Here is a 19,274-nt window from a genome sequence, read left to right on the forward strand (position 1 = left end):
ATGACGACGTCACGACATCTCCGTCACAGGCTCCCGGAGCCGCCCGCGCCCTGCGGGCGCCAGAGCCTATCCCCGCTCGCGCAGGAGCCGCGCCTTCTGACGCTGCCAGTCGCGCTTGGCTTCCGTCGCGCGCTTGTCGGCCATCTTCTTGCCCTTGGCGATGCCGAGCTGGAGCTTGGCCCGGCCCTTCTCGTTGAAGTAGAGCCGGAGCGGCACGATGGTCATGCCCTCGCGCGCCGTGCCCTGCCAGAGCTTGGCAAGCTCGCGGCGATTGACCAGAAGCTTGCGGCGACGGCGCTCGTCATGGCCGAAGGTCTTGGCCTGGGCATAGGCGGGGATGTAGCCGTTGATGAGCCACAGTTCGCCGTCCTCGACCGAGGCATAGCTCTCGGCGATGTTGGCCTTGCCGGTGCGCAGGCTCTTCACCTCGGATCCCTCGAGCACGATCCCCGCCTCGAGGTCATCCTCGATGAAGTAATCGTGCCGGGCCCGGCGGTTCTCTGCGACAATCTTGAGCTTCGGATCGGTCTTGGGTGCCATGACGCTCGTATGTAGTCGTCCGGCCTGTTCGCGTCCAGATGGACCATGTCATTAACGAAACGCTAACGAAGTCACTTCCCGGACGGGTAAACAAGAGGTTAAAACTTCCGTCATGCGGGTAGCCCGTCGCCGTAGCGGCCGGGACACCCGGCTCAGGGTGGCAGCAGTCGGAGGGGGGGCCGATGAGCAGTGTGATTAGTTTTCCGATCGAACGGGCGCGCAAGGCGGGCGAGAGCATCCCCGCGATCGTCGCGGTCCGCGGTTGCGAGATCCGCCAGTTCCTGCGGCCGGTAGCGATACCCGAACGCGCAAGCGAGCCGCTGGCCCTGCCGCTGCGGGCCGAGCGCCGGCGCCGGGTCCCGGAATGGAAACCCGTGCCGCCGCTCCCGGACGAGCAGAAGCTGATGCCGATGGCCCGTGCCCGCGGCCTCACCCCGGCGCAGACCTGCGAGGAAATCAGCATCCTGTTGCGGATTTCCGACCAGAAGCTTGCGGTCCAGATGCTCATCGCGCTCATCGGCGCGAGCAACACCCACACGCCGCTGCCGCATGGATGGCCGCGGGTGATGTATGCGATCCGGGGCCGGATCAGCCTGCACGTGGGCGTCGGCCGGACCGATACCGCGCCGCTGCTCGCGGGCATCCGCCAGCTTTTGGCAGAAGAGACCGACACCGCCTGGGCGTGAAGCCGGGCGCTAGTTGCGATCGAGGATGAGATCGACGCGCATGCCGAGGCCGTCCTCCGGGTAGCCCATGGCGCCGAGCGGCCAGAGCAGCCGAAGCGTGTCGCACAGGGAATCGTCGATCTCGGCGGCATTGGCGGAAACCGGGATCGAGAAGGCCGCAAGCTCCTCCGGGCCCAACTGCCGGGGACGCAGGGCCGTGGCGGTCGCGCCGTCCTCGAAACGGCAGAGCGAGAACTGCGTCTCGCGATTGTAGGGCAGACTCACGAAGCCATACTGCAGATCGCCGCCACCTGCGGGCCGCGACACCACAAGCACCTGGAAGAACGGGCCGTCGGGATTGTCGCGATCCTCGAGAGAGCCGATCAAATCCGGATCGCCGTCGCCGGTCATGTCGAAGTGCAGGACATCGACCCCCTTCCGGTAGGACCGGTTGCCCCACATGTAATCGGCCAGCTGCCAGAAATCGGCGTCGCTGACCCCTGCGGTTCCGCCGGGCGGAGCGTCCAGCGCGGCATAGAGGGCCTGGGCCTCGGCGAAACGGCCCTCCGCACCGGCAAGATCGCCCGCCTCGCAGGCCGAGAGCCCAGCCCCCAGGGCTGCGTCGAGCGCCACCGCCCGGCCCTCCTCGATGCCGCCCTCCGACAGCGCCTGATCGTAGGCCTCGACCACCGCGTAGCATTCCCCGACATCCTCGAGGGCCGACGCCGGCGCAGACAGGAGCAGGAGCGGCAGGATCGCCGCAGGCAGATGATGACGCCGCATGGCCTCTCCCCCCGTTCGCCGCGGCCCGCCCGAGAGGAGGCGACGGCCGCAAAGACCAGCAGCCTCACCCCGCGCGGGTTAGCAAACGGTGAAGGGCCTCCAAGCTTCGCGAATCCCGCCGATGTGTTAACGTCTCGCGATTGTTCGACAGACATTGCAGGACGCATGGCTTCCGATCCCCAGATCGAACGGATCAACGAGATCTCCCAGCTCGCCCGCACGGCGTGGTTCTCGCTTCTCGGCTATCTCGTCTTCGTCGGCATCACGCTCCTCGGCGTCGAGGATGCCGATTTCTTCGTTCCCTCCCGCCAGACCCAGCTGCCGCTGGTCAATGTCTCCATCCCCACCGCGAGCTTCTTCGTGACCGCCCCCGTGCTCGGCGCGGCGCTCTATGTCTATCTGCATCTCTTCCTCATCAAGCTCTGGGAGGCCCACGCGGAGGCCGGCAGCCGCGCCGAGGATCCGCTCCACAACTGGCTCGTCAACGATTTTGCCCTGCGTCTGCGCCGCGACCCGAAGGTCCTGCGCCGCCCGCTCGGCTGGCTCACCGGCTTCACCACCCGCGCGCTCGTCTGGCTCGCGGGCCCGATCGTACTCACTTACGCCTGGTGGCGATCGATGCCCGCCCACAACGAATGGCTGACGTTGCTCATCGCCCTATGTCTCGGCCTTTCGCTTCTGGCGGGTTTCACCAGCTGGTGGACAGCCTGGGAGCGGCTGCGCCAGCGCCGGCTCGACAGAAGCTCCCCCTGGCGCCGCTGGTGGCGCCCGCCGCTGGCCGCAGGGGTCGGCGCCTTGCTGCTCGGCACGAGCTGGCTCCGCACCGAGGGAGGATTCGCACCGACCACCGCATGGGTCATCGATCAGATCGACAGGCTGCGGGGCGCCGAAACCCGCCTGTTGCAAGGATGTGAGCCCTGGGGCGACATCCTCGGCCCGCACCTGCCGGAGATCCAGGATTGCTACGACAAACGGGGCAAGAAACGCGCCCCCGACGAAGTCCGCGCGATCCGCATTGCACGCATGGTTCCGGGAGACGACAACCGGCTTGTCCGAAGCCTCCGCAGGCACTTCGGCCGCTGGCTGGACGACAACTGGCTGCCGCTGGCGCAGACTGACCTTGCGGACGATGCCCTCGTCCCGCTGCCGCCGGATTGGCGGAACTTCCAGATCGCCCGACGTGGCTTCCGCGAAGCCTGGTGCAGGCGCGAGGGGCTCGACATGACGATCTGTGATCATCACAGCGACGGGGATCGCCCATCCCCACCCCATGTCGCGACGGCCCGCACAGCATATTGCCAGGCAAACGGCATCGCGGCGGGCGATCCCTGCCCGACTGCGTTCGCAAGCCTCGACACCCGGTTCGACCGGGAGTGGCTGCAGGAGCGCGCGTCCCTCCGGGCAAGCCTTCCTTCCCTTGATCTGTCGCGAAAGGACCTCCGCAGAATGTCCGCACCGCGCGCTTTGCTCGTCGGGGCGGATCTCACAGGGGCGCAGATGGAGGGGGCGGACCTTATAAGGGCGCAGATGGAGGGGGCGATCCTCAGTGGGGCGCAGATGGAGGGGGCGGTCCTCAGTGGGGCGCAGATGGAGGGGGCGGACCTTATAAGGGCGCAGATGGAGGAGGCGGTCCTCATAAGGGCGCAGATGGAGGGGGCGATCCTCAGTGGGGCGCAGATGGAGGGGGCGGACCTCAGTGGGGCGCAGATGGAGAGGGCGTTCCTCATAGGGGCGCAGATGGAGGGGGCGATCCTCAGTGGGGCGCAGATGGAGGGGGCGGACCTTATAAGGGCGCAGCTCAGATCCGCGAAATGGGCGGGTGCTCGAACAGGCTCACCCGCCCATTTCGCGGATCTTCGCGGCGCACAAGAGCTGACGCAAGACCAGCTTGATTACATGATCGGCAACGCGATGACCTTGCTTCCGGAGACGCTGAGCGACGGCAGCGTGCCAAGGCTCAGGACCTGCTGGGAGCGCAAGCCCCGGTTCTACGACAGCATGGTTCGGATATGGCACAAGCGTTTCGATTTCGATGAATGGCAGATCAGCGAAGAGTTTCTCTGCCAGCGTCATCCCCCCATCGAAACCGGCATCCGCCTCTCCCTCGACGCGCCCTACCCTGAGGGTCATCCGCTGGCAGAGAACTGATCCGCCGATGCGCCCACGCCACGGCGGGGCTCGCCCGCAAGCGGTCGCCTCGCCCGCGGCTCAGTCGAGCACGCCGGCGTGGCGCATCGCGGCGTGGATCTTTTCCTTCGTCGCATCCTCGAGCGTCACCAGCGGCGAGCGGACCTCCTCGGTGCACTTGCCGAGGAGCGAGAGCGCATACTTGGTCGGCGCCGGGTTGGGCTCGGCGAAGCAGGCCCGGTGGAGCGGCATGAGCCTGTCCTGATAGCCGAGCGCCTTCGCGTAATCGCCCGCCAGCATCGCCTCCTGGAACTCCGCCGAGAGCCGCGGCACGATGTTGGCGACCACGGAGATGCAGCCGACCCCGCCATGGGCGTTGAAGCCGAGCGCGCTCGCATCCTCGCCGGAAATCTGCACGAAATCATGGCCGCAGGTGATGCGCTGCTCGCTCACCCGGGTCACGTCGCCGGTCGCGTCCTTCACGCCGACGATCCGCGGGAGCTTCGCGAGCTCGCCCATGGTCGCGGGGGTCATGTCGATCACCGAGCGGCCGGGAATGTTGTAGATCAGGATCGGCAGGTCCACGGCGTCGTGGAGCGTGCGGAAGTGGTGGTAGAGGCCGCGCTGGTTCGGCTTGTTGTAATAGGGCGTCACCACGAGGGCGGCATCGGCGCCGACCTGCCGGGCGAATTCCATCAGCCGGACCGATTCGTCGGTGTTGTTGGAGCCTGCGCCCGCGATCACCGGGATGCGGCCTGCGGCGGTCTTCACCACGACCTCGACGCAATGCTCGTGTTCCTCGTGGGTGAGCGTCGGCGTCTCGCCGGTGGTGCCGACCGCGACCAGCCCGTGGGAACCTTCCGCCACGTGCCAGTTCACCAGATCCACAAGCGCTTTTTCGTCGACCTTGCCGTCGCGGAACGGGGTGACAAGCGCGGGAATGGAGCCTTTGAACATGGTGTGCCTCCGGGGCAGAAGATCGGCTGGTTTTCGAGCCGCGCGAACCTAATCGTGAATGCGGGCCGCCGCAAGCTCGGCTTTCTGGGCGCGCACGATATACGCTATGGTAAGGCTTCCGGCCCATAACGGTCCGGTAAGATTCGTTGACAAGGCATGAACATGCGCGCGATGGCTCCAGCTCCGCTCCTTCTGACTGCCTTCCTCACGTCCGGCACCCCGGCGCTCGCCCTCGAGCCGATGCCGCGCGCGAACCGGCTCGATGCCGTGCTCGAGGCCCCTCCCCCGGCGCCGCCGGTGCCGGTGGCCGCGCTCACGCCCGAGGCCCGGCAGGCCGGTCAGTTCAACCGCGCGCTCGCCGCCGCCGCCGGGGGCCACTGGGCCGAGGCGCGCGGCTTTGCCGCCCAGACCGGCGCGCCGGTGGCCGAGGATGTGATCCTCTGGTCGCGGCTGCGCGAGGGGATCGGCACCTGGGCCGAATACAAGGATTTCCTCGCCCGCAACGGCGACTGGCCGGGGCTTGCGAGCCTGCGGCGCGCGGGCGAGCACCTGATGCCGCCCGGCCTCTCGCCCGGCGAGGTCGGCCGCTATTTCCTCGCGGGCCTGCCCCAGACCGGCACCGGCTCGCTCCGCCTCGCCGAGGCCTTCACCGAGACGGGCCGCCAGCCCGCCGCCGAGAAGGTGATCCTGCGGGCCTGGCTCGAGCTGCCGATGTCGGCCCCCGAGCGCGCCGCGATCCGCGCGGAATACGGCGATCTGGTGGCAAGCCACACGGTCGAGCGCCTCGATATGCTGCTCTGGAACGGCTACATGCGCGAAGCCGAGACCATGCTCGCCGATGTGCCGCCCGAATGGGCCGCGCTCGCCAAGGCCCGCATCGCGACACGGCGGGATTCCGAAGGGCTCCAGCTCCTGATCTGGGCGGTTCCGGCCAAGCTCCGCAACGATCCGGGCCTGGCCTACGAGCGCTATCTCTACCGGGTGAACAAGGGCCGCTGGGACGAGGCGGAGGAGATGCTCTACGAGAACTCGGCCTCGGAGCAGAGCCTCGGGCGGCCGGATTTCTGGATGGAGCGGCGCGCGGGCCTCGCCCGGCAAGCGCTCCGGCGCGGCGATTTTGCCCGCGCCTACCGGCTCGCGGCGAACAATTTCGGCACCGGAGGCGCCGATTATGCCGAGGCCGAATGGCTCGCGGGCTATATCGCGCTCACCGAGATGAACGACGCGAGCCTCGCCGCGCAGCATTTCGAGCATTTCCGCGAATCCGTCTCGACCCCGATCAGCCTCGGGCGGGCGGGATACTGGCTCGGCCTTGCGCTCGAGCGCTCCGGCCAGCCCGAAGCCGCGGCGCAGGCCTACCGCCTCGGCGCGATGCACCAGACGAGTTTCTACGGCCAGCTTGCCGCCGAGCGCGCGGGCCTGCCCGCCGACAGCTCGATCACCGGCAATGACGGGCCGGACCCGGCGGATGCGCCCGATCTCGCGGCCTCGAGCGTCGTGCAGGCCGCGGAGCTCTTCATCTCGGCCGGCCAGGACGGGCGCGCGGCCCAGTTCCTGCGCCACGCCGCCGAGACCCAGCCGCCGGCGGGCCGCGCCGCGCTGGCGCAGATGGCGATCGATGCGGGCCTCACCCATGTCGGCGTGCGTATCGCCAAGGACGCGGCGCGCGAGGGCGTCATCCTGCCCGCGCAATACTACCCCCTGCCCGATCTCGAGCGCGGCGCCTGGCCGGTGCCGCCGGAATTCGCGCTCGCGATCGCCCGGCAGGAATCCGAGCTCAACGCCGCGGCGGCAAGCCCCGCGGGGGCGCGCGGTCTGATGCAGCTCATGCCCGCCACCGCCCAGCATGTCGCGCGTCAGATCGGCCTGCCCTACAGCGAGACCCGCCTCGTGCGCGATCCGGTCTACAACGCCCGCCTCGGCACCGCCTATCTCCAGCGGATGCTCGACCGCTACGACGGCTCCTACCTGCTCGCGACCGCTGCCTACAATGCCGGGCCGGGCCGGGTCGATGCGTGGCTCCAGACCTTTGGCGACCCGCGCAGCAAGGGCACCGACGTGATCCTCTGGATCGAATCGATCCCCTTCAACGAGACCCGCAACTACGTGATGCGGGTGCTCGAGAGCCTGCATGTCTACCGCGCCCGGCTCGAGGGTCGCGCCGGTCCGATCCGGCTCGCGGCCGAGATGAACCGCACCGGCTGAGCACCGCCGGGCTTTACGCGCCGCGCCATTTTCGTCAGGCTGGCGAAAAGACAGGAGGCGCGGCAGATGAGCGAACTGGTCCTTTACGGACATCCCGAGTCCGGCCACGCCTGCAAGGTGGCGCTGGCCCTCGGCCTCGCGGGCCTGGCCCATCGCCCGGTGCGCATCGACATCTGGGCCGAGCCGCAGACGCGCCCCGCCGCGTTTCTTGCCGCAAGCCCCCTCGCCGAGGTGCCGCTTCTGGTGATCGACGGCACGCCGCACATGCAGTCCGGCGCGATCCTGATCGAGATCGCGGTCCGGCACCGCCGCCTCGGCGGCGAGAGCGCCGCCGGGATCCGCCGCGGCCGCGAGCTGCTGATGTGGGAGGCCAACCGCATCGGCATGTGCCTGCCGCAGCTCATCGAGGCGCGCCGGGTGCCGGAGGAAGGCCCCCTGCAGCGCGCGGTGGACTGGCTGCGCCTGCGCTACGAGACCGATTGCGGCCGCTTCGCGCTCCTGCTGGGCGACGGCCCGTTCTTTCACGGCGAAATGCCCGGGATCGGCGATTGCGCGATCTGGGGCTATGTCCAGTGGCTGGAGCAGGCCGGCGTCGAGCCGACCCCGGTCATGGCGGACTGGATCGCGCGGATGCGCGGACTGCCCGCGATGAAAGCCCCCGAAGCGTTCTTCCCCGAAGGCTGAGCCGGCGCGCCGCGCTCAGAGCGTCTCTTCCGCCGCCTCCGGCGGGATGCCCCTGTCCTCGCGGCCGTAGCGGCGGAACTTTTCGGCGTCGGGGTCCTCGCGGGTATTGGGCGCCATCGGCTGGTTGATGCGGAAGGCGGCGCGGCCGATCAGATGCGCGCCGACCGGGGCGCTCGCGATCATGAAGAGAAAGACGAAAAGCGCCTCGAGGACATGGAGCCAGTCCGTCGCCATGATCATCACCGCGACGCAGATGAGCGCGAGGCCGAGCGTGCCGGCCTTGGTCGCCGCATGCATCCGCGAGAAGACGTCATTGAGGCGCAGCACGCCGAGGCCCGCGACGAGGCAGAAGAGGCCACCCGCGACGAGGAAGGCGCTTGCGATCCACTCACTCATCCATCTCTCCCCTGGCGCGCTCGATGTAATGGGCGAAGGCGACGGTCGCGAGGAAGGAAATCAGCGCGAGCCCGATGGCCACGTAAATATAGGCGTTGACCCCGCTCACGAGCTTGAAGACCACGAGAAACACCACGAGCAGCATCGAGACGAGATCGAGCGCGACCACGCGGTCGGCGAGCGTCGGGCCGACCAGAAGCCGATAGGCGGCCGCGAGCAGCGACACGATCAGGCAGGCGACGGTGATCTGGAGGGCGGTGCCGAAGACGCCCGTAACGACGGATTCGATGATCATGTCCCTGTCACCCTCAGAACGCGCGCCTCGATCCCCTCGCGAACCTCGCGGCGGGTCTCCTCGCTCGACTCGCCCGCCAGCAGCGAGTGGACGAGGAGGGTCGATCGGTCGGGGCTCACGTCCACGCTGAGCGTGCCGGGCGTGAGCGAGATGAAGTTCGCGACCATGGTGATGCCCGCGTCGGACTTCACCTGGAGCGGAATCGTCACCAGCCGCGGCTTCGAACGGCCTGTCGGCGCGATCACCGTGGCGGCGACCAGGACGCTCGAAACGACGAGGTCCCAGCAGAAGAGCACGAAAAGCACCACGAACCACATGCAGCGCTTGAGGAAGGTTATCATGGTGCGCCTCCGAGAACGGTCTGGACATAGGCGCTCGGGTCGGTGAGCTCCGCCCCGACCCGCAGGGCCAGATCGACGAAGGTGCCCGCCGAGAGGCCGAGATAGGTGACGAGGATCGCGATCACCGCCACCGGCAGCAGGCTCGTTGCGCCGAGCGGCGCCGTGATCGCGCTCTCACCGCCCGGATGCGCCGACCAGAAGACCGCGGCCCAGACCCGGCCCATGGCATAGAGCAGCAGGAAGCCGGTGGCGAGCGCGGCGAAGGTCAGGAACCAGGCGTTCGTGTCGAGCGCGGCCTGCACCAGCAGGAGCTTCGCCCAGAAGCCCGCGAAGGGCGGCACGCCCGCGAGCGACAGGGCCGGGATGAGGAAGAGGATCGAGAAGCCGGCCCGCGCGCGCCAGACCCCGCCCGAGCGGGCGAAGAGCTCGGAGCCGGTCAGCCGCGCCGTCACGCCCGCCCCGAGGAAGAGCCCGGTCTTCACCAGCACGTCCTGGAAGAGGTAGAAGGCCGCGCCCGCCAGCGCGAGCGGCGTGCCGATCGCGAGACCCAGCACCATGAAGCCGATCGAGGCGATGATCGAATAGCCGAGCACGCGGCGAAGGCTGTTCTGGCTGAGCGCGCCCATCGCGCCGAAGAACATGGTGAGCACGGCGAGAACGATGAGGATCGGCACGAAGACCGTGCCGTCGATGTCATAGACCAGCGTGAAGACCCGGAGCATCGCATAGACGCCCACCTTGGTCAGCAGCGCCGAGAACAGCGCCGAGGTCGAGAAGGCCGGCGTGTGATAGGAGGCGGGCAGCCAGAAGTAGACCGGGAAGAGCGCCGCCTTGGAGCCGAAGGCGAAAAGCAGGAACGCCGCGGAGGCGAGCACGACCGCCTCGCCCGACCGCCCGGCCAGCTTGCCATGGAGATCGGCCATGTTGAGCGCGCCGGCGGTGCCATAGAGCAGCCCCACCCCGGCGATGAAGGCGACCGTGGCGATGAGGTTGAGGCCGACGTATTTCACCGTGCCGTCGAACTGCGTCTTGCCGCCGCCGATCACCAGCAGGCCGAAGGAGGCGATCAGCATCACCTCGAACCAGACATACATGTTGAAGATGTCGCCGGTGAGAAACGCGCCGCAGATGCCGGTGAGCAGCGAATGCGTGAGCGGGTGGAAGCCGAAATGCTCCTCCTCCACCGTCACGTCGCTGAAGCTGAAGATCACCACGGTGACCGCGACGATGGCGGTGAGCAGCACCATGATGGCCGAGAGCAGATCCGCGACCAGGGTGATGCCGAAGGGCGCGGGCCAGCCGCCCGCCTGGGCCGAGACCGGTCCGGTCTCCACCACCTGCGAGAAGATCGCGAGCGCGGCGAGCAGGAGCGCCAGCGCCCCCATGAGCGAGATGCCCCGCTGCATCTCGGTCGAGCGCCAGGCGAGGAGCGTCAGGACCGCGGTCAGGAGCGGGATGACGATGGGCCAGAAGAGGAGCATCAGGAGCCGACCTCCGTGCCGGGTTCGGAGGCGTTCATGTGATCCATCTTGGTTGTGCCGAGCACGTAATAGGAGCGGTAGGCCAGCGCGAGCGCGAAGACGAGCAGCCCGAAGCCGATGACGATCGCCGTGAGGATCAGCGCCTGTGGCAGCGCGTTGGAGGCCCCCTCGATCGAGTGCGCGCCCTCGGGGATCAGCGGCGGCTTGCCGAAGGTGAGCCGGCCCGAGGCGAAGATGATGAGGTTTGCCGCGTTCGAGATCATCGTCAGCCCGAAGAGATAGGGCAGCGTCTTGCCGCTCATCATCAGATAGGCGCCGGCGGCGACGAGAAAGCCCGCAAGGAGGGCGATCATGATTTCCATGGGCCTAGTCCTCCTTGTCGTCGCGTTCGTTGGCGACCACGTCCTCGAGCGCGAAGAGGATGCCGCAGACCCCTCCCAGCACCACGAGGAAGACGCCGAAATCGAAGAGCATGATCGAGCCGAAGGGCAGCCCCGTCTTGGAGCCGTCCGGCAGCTTCTCGATGAGCGGCCAGACGCCCTTGAGGAAATAGCCGTAGGCGAAGGCGCCCCAGAGCCCGCCCAGCACGGTGCAGCCGAGCCCGACCGCGGCGATGGACTGGGGCCGGAAATGCAGCGCCTTGCGGGCGGCCTCGAGCCCCTGGGCCTTCTCGACGAGCGCGAAGGCGATGGCGGCGAGCAGCCCGCCGATGAACCCGCCCCCCGGTTCGTTGTGGCCGCGCCAGAACACGAAGACGGAGAGCACGAGGATGAGCGGCAGCAGGAGCCGGCTTGCGGTACGCAGGATCAGGGAATTCATGGGAAGGCGGCTCCTTGGCTCCGGCGCGGCATGCAGGGTGTCAGCTCTGTCATTCGCCCCCCCTTGCCCGCTTCCGCCCCGCCATCAGCACGGCATAGGCCGCGATCGCCGCAATCGCGATGACCGCCGTCTCGCCCATGGTGTCGAGGCCGCGGAAGTCCACGAGGATCACGTTGACGATGTTGTGCCCGAGCGCCACCGGCGCGCTGTTCTCCTCGAAGAACTCGGTCAGCGACAGATCGAGCCCGGTGCCGAGCACCATGAGCAGCGTGACACTCACCGCGACGCCGAGGATGCCCGCGACGACCGCGTTGAGCGGCACGAAGGGCACGCCCCCGGTGCGCGGCAGCCGCACCATCGCGATCGCCATGAAGATGACGACGAGGATCTCGACGAAGAGCTGGGTCATCGCGACATCAGTCGCGCCGTAGATCACGAAGATGATGGCGATGCCCGAGCCGATGCCGCCGAGCGCGGTGATGCCGGTGAGCCGCGAGGCGGTGCGGAGCACCACCACGATCGAGGCGGTGATGATGGTGAAGATCGCCCAGTCGATCGCCTCGACGCTGAGACGGAAGCCCGGCCAGGAGGCGGTGCCCGCGAGGAGCGCGATCCAGATCACCGCGGCCAGCGCGAGGAAGGTGCGGCGCAGGTAGCTCGTCATGTTGCCGTTCTGCACCAGGACCGAGGTCCGGCGCGCGACCTTGCCGAGGCCGCGCATGAAGCCGTCATACCAGCTTTCGGTGCGCGGCAGTTTCGGTTCGGCCGCGGCGAGCCCGGTGTGGATGGCATCGAGCAGCAGGTAGAGCACGAAGCCGAGGGCGAAGGTCGCGAGGCTGAGATAGAGCGGCAGGCCCGGCCCGTGCCAGAGCGCGAGATGCCCCGGCAGCCCCTCGCCCGCCACCGCCTGCACCATCGGCGCGACGAGCACGTGCTCGACAGCCGAGGGGAAGAGGCCGCAGAGCAGGCCGAGGGCCGCGAGAATCGTCGGCCCGAGCCAGAGCGCCCAGCCGGGATCGGCGGGCTTGTCCTTGGGGCAGGCGCGCGGCCGGAAGAAGAACGGCCGGATCGCGACCATGCCCGAACAGGCAAACATCAGGGCATTGGCGAGGATCGCCGCCGCCGTCACCGCCTGCGGGGCGAAATGCGCATGCGCCGTGCTCTCGTAGATCAGCTCCTTGCCGATGAAGCCGAAGAACGGGATCATCCCCGCCATCGAGAGCGCGGCGAGCATCACCACGGTGGCGGTGTGCGGCATGGCCCGCGCAAGCCCCGAGATCTCGGTGTAGTCCCGCGAGCCCGACCCCTTCTCGATCATGCCGACCGACAGGAAGAGCCCGGCCTTGTAGAAGGCGTGGACGAGCAGGAAGGTCATGGCCGCGGCGACCGCATAGGGTCCGCCGATCCCGAGCAGCATGGTCATCATGCTGAGCCCCATCACGGTGGTGAAGGCGAGCATGAGCTTGAGGTCGGTCTGCCGCATCGCCCAGACCGAGGCGAGGATCATCGTGAAGGCGCCGACGGGCACGAGCGTCCAGGTCCAGAGATCGGTACCCGAGAGCGCGGGCGTGAAGCGGGCCATGAGAAAGACGCCCGCCTTCACCATCGTGGCCGAGTGCAGATAGGCACTGACCGGGGTCGGCGCCGCCATCGCGCCGGGAAGCCAGAAATGGAACGGCCACTGGGCGGATTTGGTGAAGCAGCCGAGGATCACCAGGGTGAAGATCACCGGATAGAGCGGGCTTGCCCGGATGACGTCGCCGGCGAGGTTCATTTCCGAGAGCCGGAAGCTCCCGACGAGGCTTCCCATCACCAGCAGCCCGGCAAAGAGCGCGAGCCCGCCCGCCCCGGTGATGATGAGCGCCTGGATCGCGGCGCGGCGGGATTTCTCCTTCTCGTGATCGAACCCGATCAGCAGGAAGGAGGTGACGGTGGTGCCTTCCCAGAAGATGAAGAGCGTGATCGCGTCATCGGCGGTGGTGAGGCCCACCATCGAGACGGCGAAGGCCATGAGCGAGAGCTGCAGCGAGAGAAGCCGCCGGTCGCTTCGGAAATAGGCCGAGGCGTAGAGGAAGACCATCGCCCCGATGCCGCAGATCAGCAGCGCGAAGGCAAGCGCCAGCCCGTCGAGCCGGAAGGCGAAGGATATGCCCAGCTGCGGCACCCAGGAGGCCACGTATTCGGGGATGTCTCCGTGCGACACCGGTCCGATGAACTGCGCGAACCAGAGCGTCGCGGCGGCGGCAACCAGTGCCGGAATGAACCGCCAGAGACCCGCTCCATGTGACAAGACCGTTTTTCTGACCAGTACCGTCTCGGGGCCGGCTTCAGCCAATGCGCTCTCACTCTTCTTGTTTTATTGGCCAGCTGTCGCGAACGAACGCCGCCGGCTCCCTGTTGCTCCCTGCGGCGTGACCGCCGCACCTATCCCTCGTTTAGAATTAATAAGGGCTTGGGCAGTCGATTCAAGCATAGCTTTTGCCACGATCACGATCTCTCCAGATCCGGTCACGATCCGTACATCTTGCGCCCGGCGCGGCCAGAGGCCAGATTATCGCCATGGATCGGCCAGCCCTGAACCCCTCGTTTCTCGAACGCGCCCTCGCGGCGCCCCGTCCCGGATCGTCGGATTACGATCTGAACCCCGACGCGCGTCCGCGGCGTGCGCAGCCGCTGCGCCCGGCTTCGGTGCTGGTGCCGCTCGTCGAGCGGGGCACGTCGATGAACGTGATCCTCACCCGGCGCGCGGCGCGGCTGCGGCACCATCCCGGCCAGATCGCCTTTCCCGGCGGCAAGCAGGACGCGGGCGATGCCTCGCCGCTGGCCGCCGCGCTCCGCGAGGCCCACGAGGAAATCGGGCTCGAGCCCGGCGACGTCACCGTGCTCGGCACGTTCGACGCCCACGAGACGGTGACGCATTTCCTCATCTCGCCCTTCGTCGGCCTCGTCTCGCCGGCGTTCGAGCCGCGGATCGACCGCACGGAGGTGGACGAGACCTTCGAGGTGCCGCTCGCCTTCCTGCTCGATCCCGCGAACCTCCAGATCCACCGCTTCCGCCGCATGGGACACTGGCGGCACTACTACGCGATCCCCTACGGGCCCCACTACATCTGGGGCGCGACCGCGCGGATGCTGAAGGCGCTCGGCGACCGGGTCCGCAGCGCCTGATGCGCATCGAGGCGCCCTGGCTCCGGGCCGCGGGCACCCGCGCCGTGCTCGAGTGCCTCGCGGGTGGTGGCTGGCAGGTCTATCTCGTCGGCGGCTGCGTGCGGAACGCGCTGCTCGGCCGGCCCGTCGCCGATCTCGACATCGCGACCGATGCCCGCCCCGAGGAGGTGATCGCGCGCGCCGCCGCCTGCGGCCTCAAGGCGGTGCCGACCGGGGTGGAGCACGGCACCGTCACCCTCGTCTCCGATCATCGGCCCTTCGAGGTCACGACCTTCCGCCGCGACGTCGAGACCTTCGGCCGCCACGCCACCGTCGCCTTCTCCACCAACATCGCCGAGGACGCCGCGCGCCGCGATTTCACCATGAACGCGCTCTACGCCACGCCCGAGGGCGAGGTGATCGACCCGATGGGCGGCCTGACCGATCTGCGCGCCCGGCGGCTGCGCTTCGTCGGCGATCCAGGCCAGCGCATCGCCGAGGACTACCTCCGCATCCTGCGCTTCTTCCGCTTCCACGCCTGGTATGGCGACCCGGAGGGCGGGATCGACGCCGCGGCGCTCGCCGCCTGCGCCGAAGGACAGGAGGGCCTCGACGGCCTCTCCCGCGAGCGCGTCGGGGCGGAGATCACCAAGCTCCTCGCCGCCCCCGATCCCGCGCCCTCCGTCGCCTCGATGGCCGCAACCGGCATCCTCGCCCGCGTCCTCCCCGGCGCCGAAGCCGCCGCCCTCGCCCCTCTCGTCCACATCGAGACCCTGGCCGCCGCCACGCCCCGCTGGCAGCGCCGCCTCGCCGCCCTCGGCGCGGAGGCCGACTGGCCCGAACGCCTCCGCCTCTCCCGCGCCGACCGCAAGGCGCTCGAGGCGGTGCGCGCCGCCCTCGACGCGGGCGCGCGGCCCGCCGAAGGCGCCTACCGCTTCGGGGCGGAGGCCGCGCGCGACGCAGCCCTCATCCTCGCCGCAAGCCTCGGCGCGCCCCCCGATCCCCACCTCGAGGCCGAGCTCGCCCGCGGCGCCGCCGCCCGCTTCCCGCTCCGCGCCGCCGACCTGCCCCTCTCCGGCCCGGAACTCGGCACTGCCCTCCGCGCCCTCGAAGCCACATGGATCGCCTCCGACTTCACCCTCGACCGCGCCGCCCTGCTGGCAGAGTGAGGGGCAAGGGCATGGCGCGCCTCCGGACATGGGCAGAGTGGGAGAAACTGGAAGGCGCAGACGCCCTCACCCCCGCCGAACGCCACCTCGTGGATTGCTGCAAGACGGGGGAGGGATGCATCCTCGGCGACGGCACCCGCCCCGACGCCCCCTCCCCTGAGCGCAGCATCCGCGCCGCCCTCCTGCGCTACCTGATCCTCGGCGGCTGCGAGGCCTGCCGCACAGACGAATGGGGCGTGCGACTGGTGGGCGCTTATGTGACCGGCAAGCTCGACATCAGCTTCAGCACGGCGCGCGGCTTCACCGCGCTCGTCAATTGCTGCCTGACCGAGAAATTCTACGCGTTGCAGACCAGGCTGGAATTCCTGAACCTGACCGGATCCGCCTTTTTCGGATTAGTTGCGCAGGGCGCACTGGTGTCCGGCGGCTTCTTTCTCAATGGAGCGAAGGCTATAGGGGAGATAAACCTTTATGGCGCGCAGATCATAGGGCCGCTCTCATGCGAAAGTGCTCAGTTCAGTAGCGCCAGGGGGAAAGCGCTGAATGCTCAGGGCGCAACGATGGCCTGCGGTGTTTTCCTCAATTGCCTAACGGCTAGAGGCGAAATTAACTTCGCGGGAGCGCAGATTAGCGGCCAACTCTCCTGCGCCAAGGCGCGGCTCTGCAATCCCAAGGGCTTTGCATTCAATGCGCAAGGCACGCGAATCATGGATGATATCGTCCTCGACGAAACGGAAGCCACTGGAGAAGTTAGCTTTTCAGGCGCACAGATCAGCGGCCAGCTATCCTGCGCGAAGGCGACGTTTTGTAATCCCGAAGGCACGGCACTTAGCGCACAAGGTGCGGTGACTGGAGATATTTTTCTCACCAAGGCGCAGGCAGAGGGAGTAGTCCTCCTCTCGGGCGCTCGGATCTGCGGCCAGCTCGAATGCTCGGAAGCGCGATTCCGCAAGAGCAAAGGCAGAGCGCTCAACGCACAGCGACTGCACGTTGCACAGGGGCTCATTTGGCAGCAGGTTGAGGTCAGCGAAGGATCATTGTACTTCGCGTCCGCCCATGTGAGCGATCTCGCAGATGAGCCCGAGAGCTGGCCTTGCGGGGGGCGCATAGATCTCGACGGCTTCACGTATGACCGGATTTCCGGTGCCTTCATCGACGCGCCAAGGCGCCTCGAGTGGCTGCGTCGAGGCACCCGCTGGGAAGGGGAGTTCTTCCCGCAACCCTACACCCAGCTTGCCAAGGTCTTGCGCGAGATGGGGCATGACCGCGCCGCCCGGCGCGTGCTGATGGAGCGGGAATGCCTGATCCGGCGGCAGGCGCGGAAAGATGCCCGCAAGGCTTCGAAAAGCAACCTGCACACAGTGTTCAGGCGTTGCTTTGTATATCCGGCAACATGGCTCGGCGCGTCGCTCGAATTCCTCTTCCTGCAGCACCTGACCGGCTACGGCTACCAGCCCTGGCGGAGCCTCGTCGCGCTCCTGGCGCTGTTCCTCGCAGCCACGTTTCTCGCGGACCGCGCCTGGACCGAGGGCAGTTTCGCGCCGAACTCGGGGCCGGTGCTCGTCTCGGAGGACTGGAAGGCCTACGACGCCCGGGACTGCCTGAGCCTCAACGGAGCGATCGGCTGCCTGCCGAACCCTGCCGCTTCCTGGTCGGCGGAAGGTGCCCCCGGTGCGGACTGGGACAGCTTCAACCCGCTCGGCTATGCCGCCGATCTGGTCATCCCGATCCTCGATCTCGGCCAGACCGCCGCCTGGGCGCCCTCGAAGGATCGCGGGCCCTGGGGCTGGGGCCTCTGGTGGGGGCGGTGGCTCCTCTCCGCATCCGGCTGGATCGTCACGGCGCTCGGGGCGGCGGCGGTCACCGGGATCATCCGGCAGGACCGGGGCTGACGGCTTCCCTCCCGCGCCCGCCTGCGCTAGGGGATGCGGCAAAGGGAGGCCCCCATGTCCTACAACAGCTTCGGTCACATCTTCCGCGTCACCACCTGGGGCGAAAGCCACGGGCCCGCGCTCGGCGCAACGGTGGACGGCTGCCCGCCGGGCGTGCCGCTGACCGAGGCCCTGCTCCAGCCCTGGCTCGATGCGCGCAAGCCCGGCCAGAACAAGTATACCACCCAGCGCCGCGAACCCGATCAGGTCGAGATCCTCTCGGGCGTCTTCGAGGGCCAGACCACCGGCACGCCGATCCAGCTGATGATCCGCAACACCGACCAGCGCTCGAAGGATTACGGCGACATCGCGCAGAAGTTCCGCCCCGGCCATGCCGACATCACCTACTGGCAGAAATACGGCATCCGCGACTATCGCGGCGGCGGGCGCTCCTCCGCGCGCGAAACCGCGGCCCGCGTCGCGGCCGGGGGCGTTGCCCGCGCGGCGCTTGCCACGCTCCTTCCCGGCATTGCGATCCGCGGCGCCATGGTCCGCATGGGCCCCCATGGCATCGACCCCGCCCGCTGGGACTGGCACGAGGTGCCGCGGAACCCGTTCTGGTGCCCCGACGCGGCCACCGCGGCGGAATGGGCCGAGGCGCTCGACGGGCTGCGCAAATCCGGCAATTCGGTCGGCGCGGTGATCGAGATCCGCGCCTCCGGCGTGCCCGCGGGCCTCGGCGCGCCGGTCTACGCCAAGCTCGACACCGAGATCGCCGCAGCGATGATGTCGATCAATGCGGTGAAGGGCGTCGAGATCGGCGCCGGCATGGCCGCGGCCGAGCTCACCGGCACCGAGAATGCCGACGAGATCACCATGGGGCCGGACGGCCCGGAATATTCCTCCAACCACGCCGGCGGCATCCTCGGCGGCATCTCGACCGGCCAGGAGATCGTCGCGCGCTTCGCGGTGAAGCCCACCTCCTCGATTCTCAGCCCCCGCCGGACGATCACCCTCGAGGGCGAGGAGACGGAGATCGTGACCAAGGGGCGGCACGATCCCTGCGTCGGCATCCGCGCCGTGCCGGTGGGCGAGGCGATGATGGCCTGCGTGCTTCTCGACCACCTGCTGCTCCACCGGGGCCAGACGGGCGGCAATCGCGGGCGGATCGGACCGCAGGCGGCGGGCTGACCCCGCCCGGCGCCGCGCGCTGCCCACCCGTGGCGCGCCAGTCGCAGACTGTGTGTTTCTTAACCCTTTGATGGGGTCTGCCCGCCCGCATGTGGACAGAAACCGGGCCTCTCTGTATGATGCGATGCGGAATACGAGAGTGCGGGCTTGTGATTATGATGACGACTTCAGCAAAGTTTGCCGTAGGGCAAGTGGTTCGCCACAAGCATCACCCGTTCCGCGGGGTGATTTTCGACGTCGATGCAACCTTCAGCAATACAGATGAATGGTGGGAATCGATCCCGGAAGAGAACCGTCCCCGCAAGGATCAGCCCTTCTATCATCTGCTGGCCGAGAACGAGACCTCCTACTACGTGGCCTATGTCTCGGAGCAGAATCTGGAGAGCGATGATTCGGGCGAGCCGGTGGACCACCCCGAGGTGTCCGAGATGTTCGGCCCGATGCGCGAGAGCGGCCGCTACGACGTGGACGGCCACCTCCACTGAACCGCGGGATCAGGCCGTACGCGGCCGCCCGTCAGCAGCGATGCGCGCAACCCTCCCTGCCCGGAGCGATTGCCCCCTCCCTGCACCCCTCCACTTCCACCGCATCGTCATCGCCCCG

The 19,274-nt window shown here is 68.3% G+C and carries 19 protein-coding genes; 9 read left to right on the top strand and 10 right to left on the bottom strand.

Annotation, left to right across the window (positions count from 1 at the left end):
• Nucleotides 1-66: 66 nt before the first annotated feature.
• On the bottom strand, nucleotides 67-540 hold the full coding sequence (gene smpB / locus ACF66B_RS08930) for an SsrA-binding protein SmpB (RefSeq protein ID WP_111431951.1): 474 nt from the start codon (nucleotides 538-540) through the stop codon (nucleotides 67-69).
• A 182-nt stretch (nucleotides 541-722) separates the two neighbouring features.
• On the opposite strand from smpB, the gene ACF66B_RS08935 reads away from it, so the two are divergent.
• The gene (locus ACF66B_RS08935) at nucleotides 723-1,226 is read left to right on the top strand and encodes a hypothetical protein (protein ID WP_111431952.1); all 504 of its coding nucleotides are present in this window, start codon (nucleotides 723-725) and stop codon (nucleotides 1,224-1,226) included.
• A 9-nt stretch (nucleotides 1,227-1,235) separates the two neighbouring features.
• On the opposite strand, the gene ACF66B_RS08940 is transcribed toward ACF66B_RS08935, so the two are convergent.
• Nucleotides 1,236-1,988, bottom strand: a complete 753-nt coding sequence (locus tag ACF66B_RS08940; RefSeq protein WP_111431953.1) for a hypothetical protein — start codon at nucleotides 1,986-1,988, stop codon at nucleotides 1,236-1,238.
• A 165-nt stretch (nucleotides 1,989-2,153) separates the two neighbouring features.
• Here ACF66B_RS08940 and ACF66B_RS08945 point away from each other — a divergent pair, with 165 nt between their 5' ends.
• Nucleotides 2,154-4,136 (top strand): pentapeptide repeat-containing protein, encoded by a 1,983-nt coding sequence (locus ACF66B_RS08945; protein ID WP_392664727.1) that lies wholly within the window; start codon nucleotides 2,154-2,156, stop codon nucleotides 4,134-4,136.
• 60 nt (nucleotides 4,137-4,196) lie between these two features.
• Here ACF66B_RS08945 and dapA read toward each other — a convergent pair whose 3' ends face one another.
• Nucleotides 4,197-5,072: a 4-hydroxy-tetrahydrodipicolinate synthase gene (gene dapA, locus ACF66B_RS08950; RefSeq protein ID WP_111431955.1), complete on the bottom strand. Its 876-nt coding sequence runs from the start codon at nucleotides 5,070-5,072 to the stop codon at nucleotides 4,197-4,199.
• Nucleotides 5,073-5,228: 156 nt separating this feature from the next.
• On the opposite strand from dapA, the gene ACF66B_RS08955 reads away from it, so the two are divergent.
• Complete coding sequence (locus ACF66B_RS08955; RefSeq protein ID WP_111431956.1) at nucleotides 5,229-7,277, top strand: lytic transglycosylase domain-containing protein; 2,049 nt, start codon at nucleotides 5,229-5,231, stop codon at nucleotides 7,275-7,277.
• A 66-nt stretch (nucleotides 7,278-7,343) separates the two neighbouring features.
• The gene (locus tag ACF66B_RS08960; RefSeq protein ID WP_111431957.1) at nucleotides 7,344-7,961 is read left to right on the top strand and encodes a glutathione S-transferase family protein; all 618 of its coding nucleotides are present in this window, start codon (nucleotides 7,344-7,346) and stop codon (nucleotides 7,959-7,961) included.
• A 15-nt stretch (nucleotides 7,962-7,976) separates the two neighbouring features.
• On the opposite strand, the gene mnhG is transcribed toward ACF66B_RS08960, so the two are convergent.
• The 7 genes from mnhG to mbhE are packed head-to-tail and all read right to left on the bottom strand — an operon-like array spanning nucleotide 7,977 to nucleotide 13,583.
• The gene (gene mnhG, locus ACF66B_RS08965; RefSeq protein ID WP_111431958.1) at nucleotides 7,977-8,357 is read right to left on the bottom strand and encodes a monovalent cation/H(+) antiporter subunit G; all 381 of its coding nucleotides are present in this window, start codon (nucleotides 8,355-8,357) and stop codon (nucleotides 7,977-7,979) included.
• Nucleotides 8,350-8,652: a monovalent cation/H+ antiporter complex subunit F gene (locus ACF66B_RS08970; RefSeq protein ID WP_111431959.1), complete on the bottom strand. Its 303-nt coding sequence runs from the start codon at nucleotides 8,650-8,652 to the stop codon at nucleotides 8,350-8,352. Before ACF66B_RS08970 ends, mnhG begins: the two co-directional genes overlap by 8 nt.
• Entirely contained in the window at nucleotides 8,649-8,993 is a 345-nt protein-coding gene (locus ACF66B_RS08975; RefSeq protein ID WP_111431960.1) for a Na+/H+ antiporter subunit E, read from the bottom strand. The genes ACF66B_RS08970 and ACF66B_RS08975 overlap by 4 nt, the downstream gene beginning before the upstream one ends.
• Nucleotides 8,990-10,474, bottom strand: coding sequence for a proton-conducting transporter membrane subunit (locus ACF66B_RS08980; RefSeq protein ID WP_111431961.1), 1,485 nt, complete (start codon nucleotides 10,472-10,474; stop codon nucleotides 8,990-8,992). Before ACF66B_RS08980 ends, ACF66B_RS08975 begins: the two co-directional genes overlap by 4 nt.
• Nucleotides 10,474-10,836, bottom strand: a complete 363-nt coding sequence (locus ACF66B_RS08985; protein ID WP_111431962.1) for an NADH-quinone oxidoreductase subunit K — start codon at nucleotides 10,834-10,836, stop codon at nucleotides 10,474-10,476. The genes ACF66B_RS08980 and ACF66B_RS08985 overlap by 1 nt, the downstream gene beginning before the upstream one ends.
• A gap of 4 nt (nucleotides 10,837-10,840) precedes the next feature.
• The gene (locus ACF66B_RS08990; RefSeq protein WP_111431963.1) at nucleotides 10,841-11,293 is read right to left on the bottom strand and encodes an MnhB domain-containing protein; all 453 of its coding nucleotides are present in this window, start codon (nucleotides 11,291-11,293) and stop codon (nucleotides 10,841-10,843) included.
• 49 nt (nucleotides 11,294-11,342) lie between these two features.
• On the bottom strand, nucleotides 11,343-13,583 hold the full coding sequence (mbhE, locus tag ACF66B_RS08995; protein WP_392664734.1) for a hydrogen gas-evolving membrane-bound hydrogenase subunit E: 2,241 nt from the start codon (nucleotides 13,581-13,583) through the stop codon (nucleotides 11,343-11,345).
• Between the two features lie 269 nt (nucleotides 13,584-13,852).
• Here mbhE and ACF66B_RS09000 point away from each other — a divergent pair, with 269 nt between their 5' ends.
• From ACF66B_RS09000 to hspQ, 5 genes are all read left to right on the top strand, one after another.
• On the top strand, nucleotides 13,853-14,461 hold the full coding sequence (locus ACF66B_RS09000; RefSeq protein WP_111431964.1) for a CoA pyrophosphatase: 609 nt from the start codon (nucleotides 13,853-13,855) through the stop codon (nucleotides 14,459-14,461).
• Entirely contained in the window at nucleotides 14,461-15,609 is a 1,149-nt protein-coding gene (locus tag ACF66B_RS09005) for a CCA tRNA nucleotidyltransferase (RefSeq protein WP_111431965.1), read from the top strand. Before ACF66B_RS09000 ends, ACF66B_RS09005 begins: the two co-directional genes overlap by 1 nt.
• A gap of 11 nt (nucleotides 15,610-15,620) precedes the next feature.
• Entirely contained in the window at nucleotides 15,621-17,501 is a 1,881-nt protein-coding gene (locus ACF66B_RS09010) for a hypothetical protein (RefSeq protein ID WP_111431966.1), read from the top strand.
• Nucleotides 17,502-17,555: 54 nt separating this feature from the next.
• The gene (gene aroC, locus ACF66B_RS09015) at nucleotides 17,556-18,671 is read left to right on the top strand and encodes a chorismate synthase (RefSeq protein WP_111431967.1); all 1,116 of its coding nucleotides are present in this window, start codon (nucleotides 17,556-17,558) and stop codon (nucleotides 18,669-18,671) included.
• Nucleotides 18,672-18,826: 155 nt separating this feature from the next.
• Complete coding sequence (gene hspQ / locus ACF66B_RS09020; RefSeq protein ID WP_111431968.1) at nucleotides 18,827-19,156, top strand: heat shock protein HspQ; 330 nt, start codon at nucleotides 18,827-18,829, stop codon at nucleotides 19,154-19,156.
• Nucleotides 19,157-19,274: the final 118 nt, after the last annotated feature.

Source organism: Amaricoccus sp. B4, from assembly GCF_043226085.1.
Classification (GTDB): Bacteria; Pseudomonadota; Alphaproteobacteria; order Rhodobacterales; family Rhodobacteraceae; genus Amaricoccus.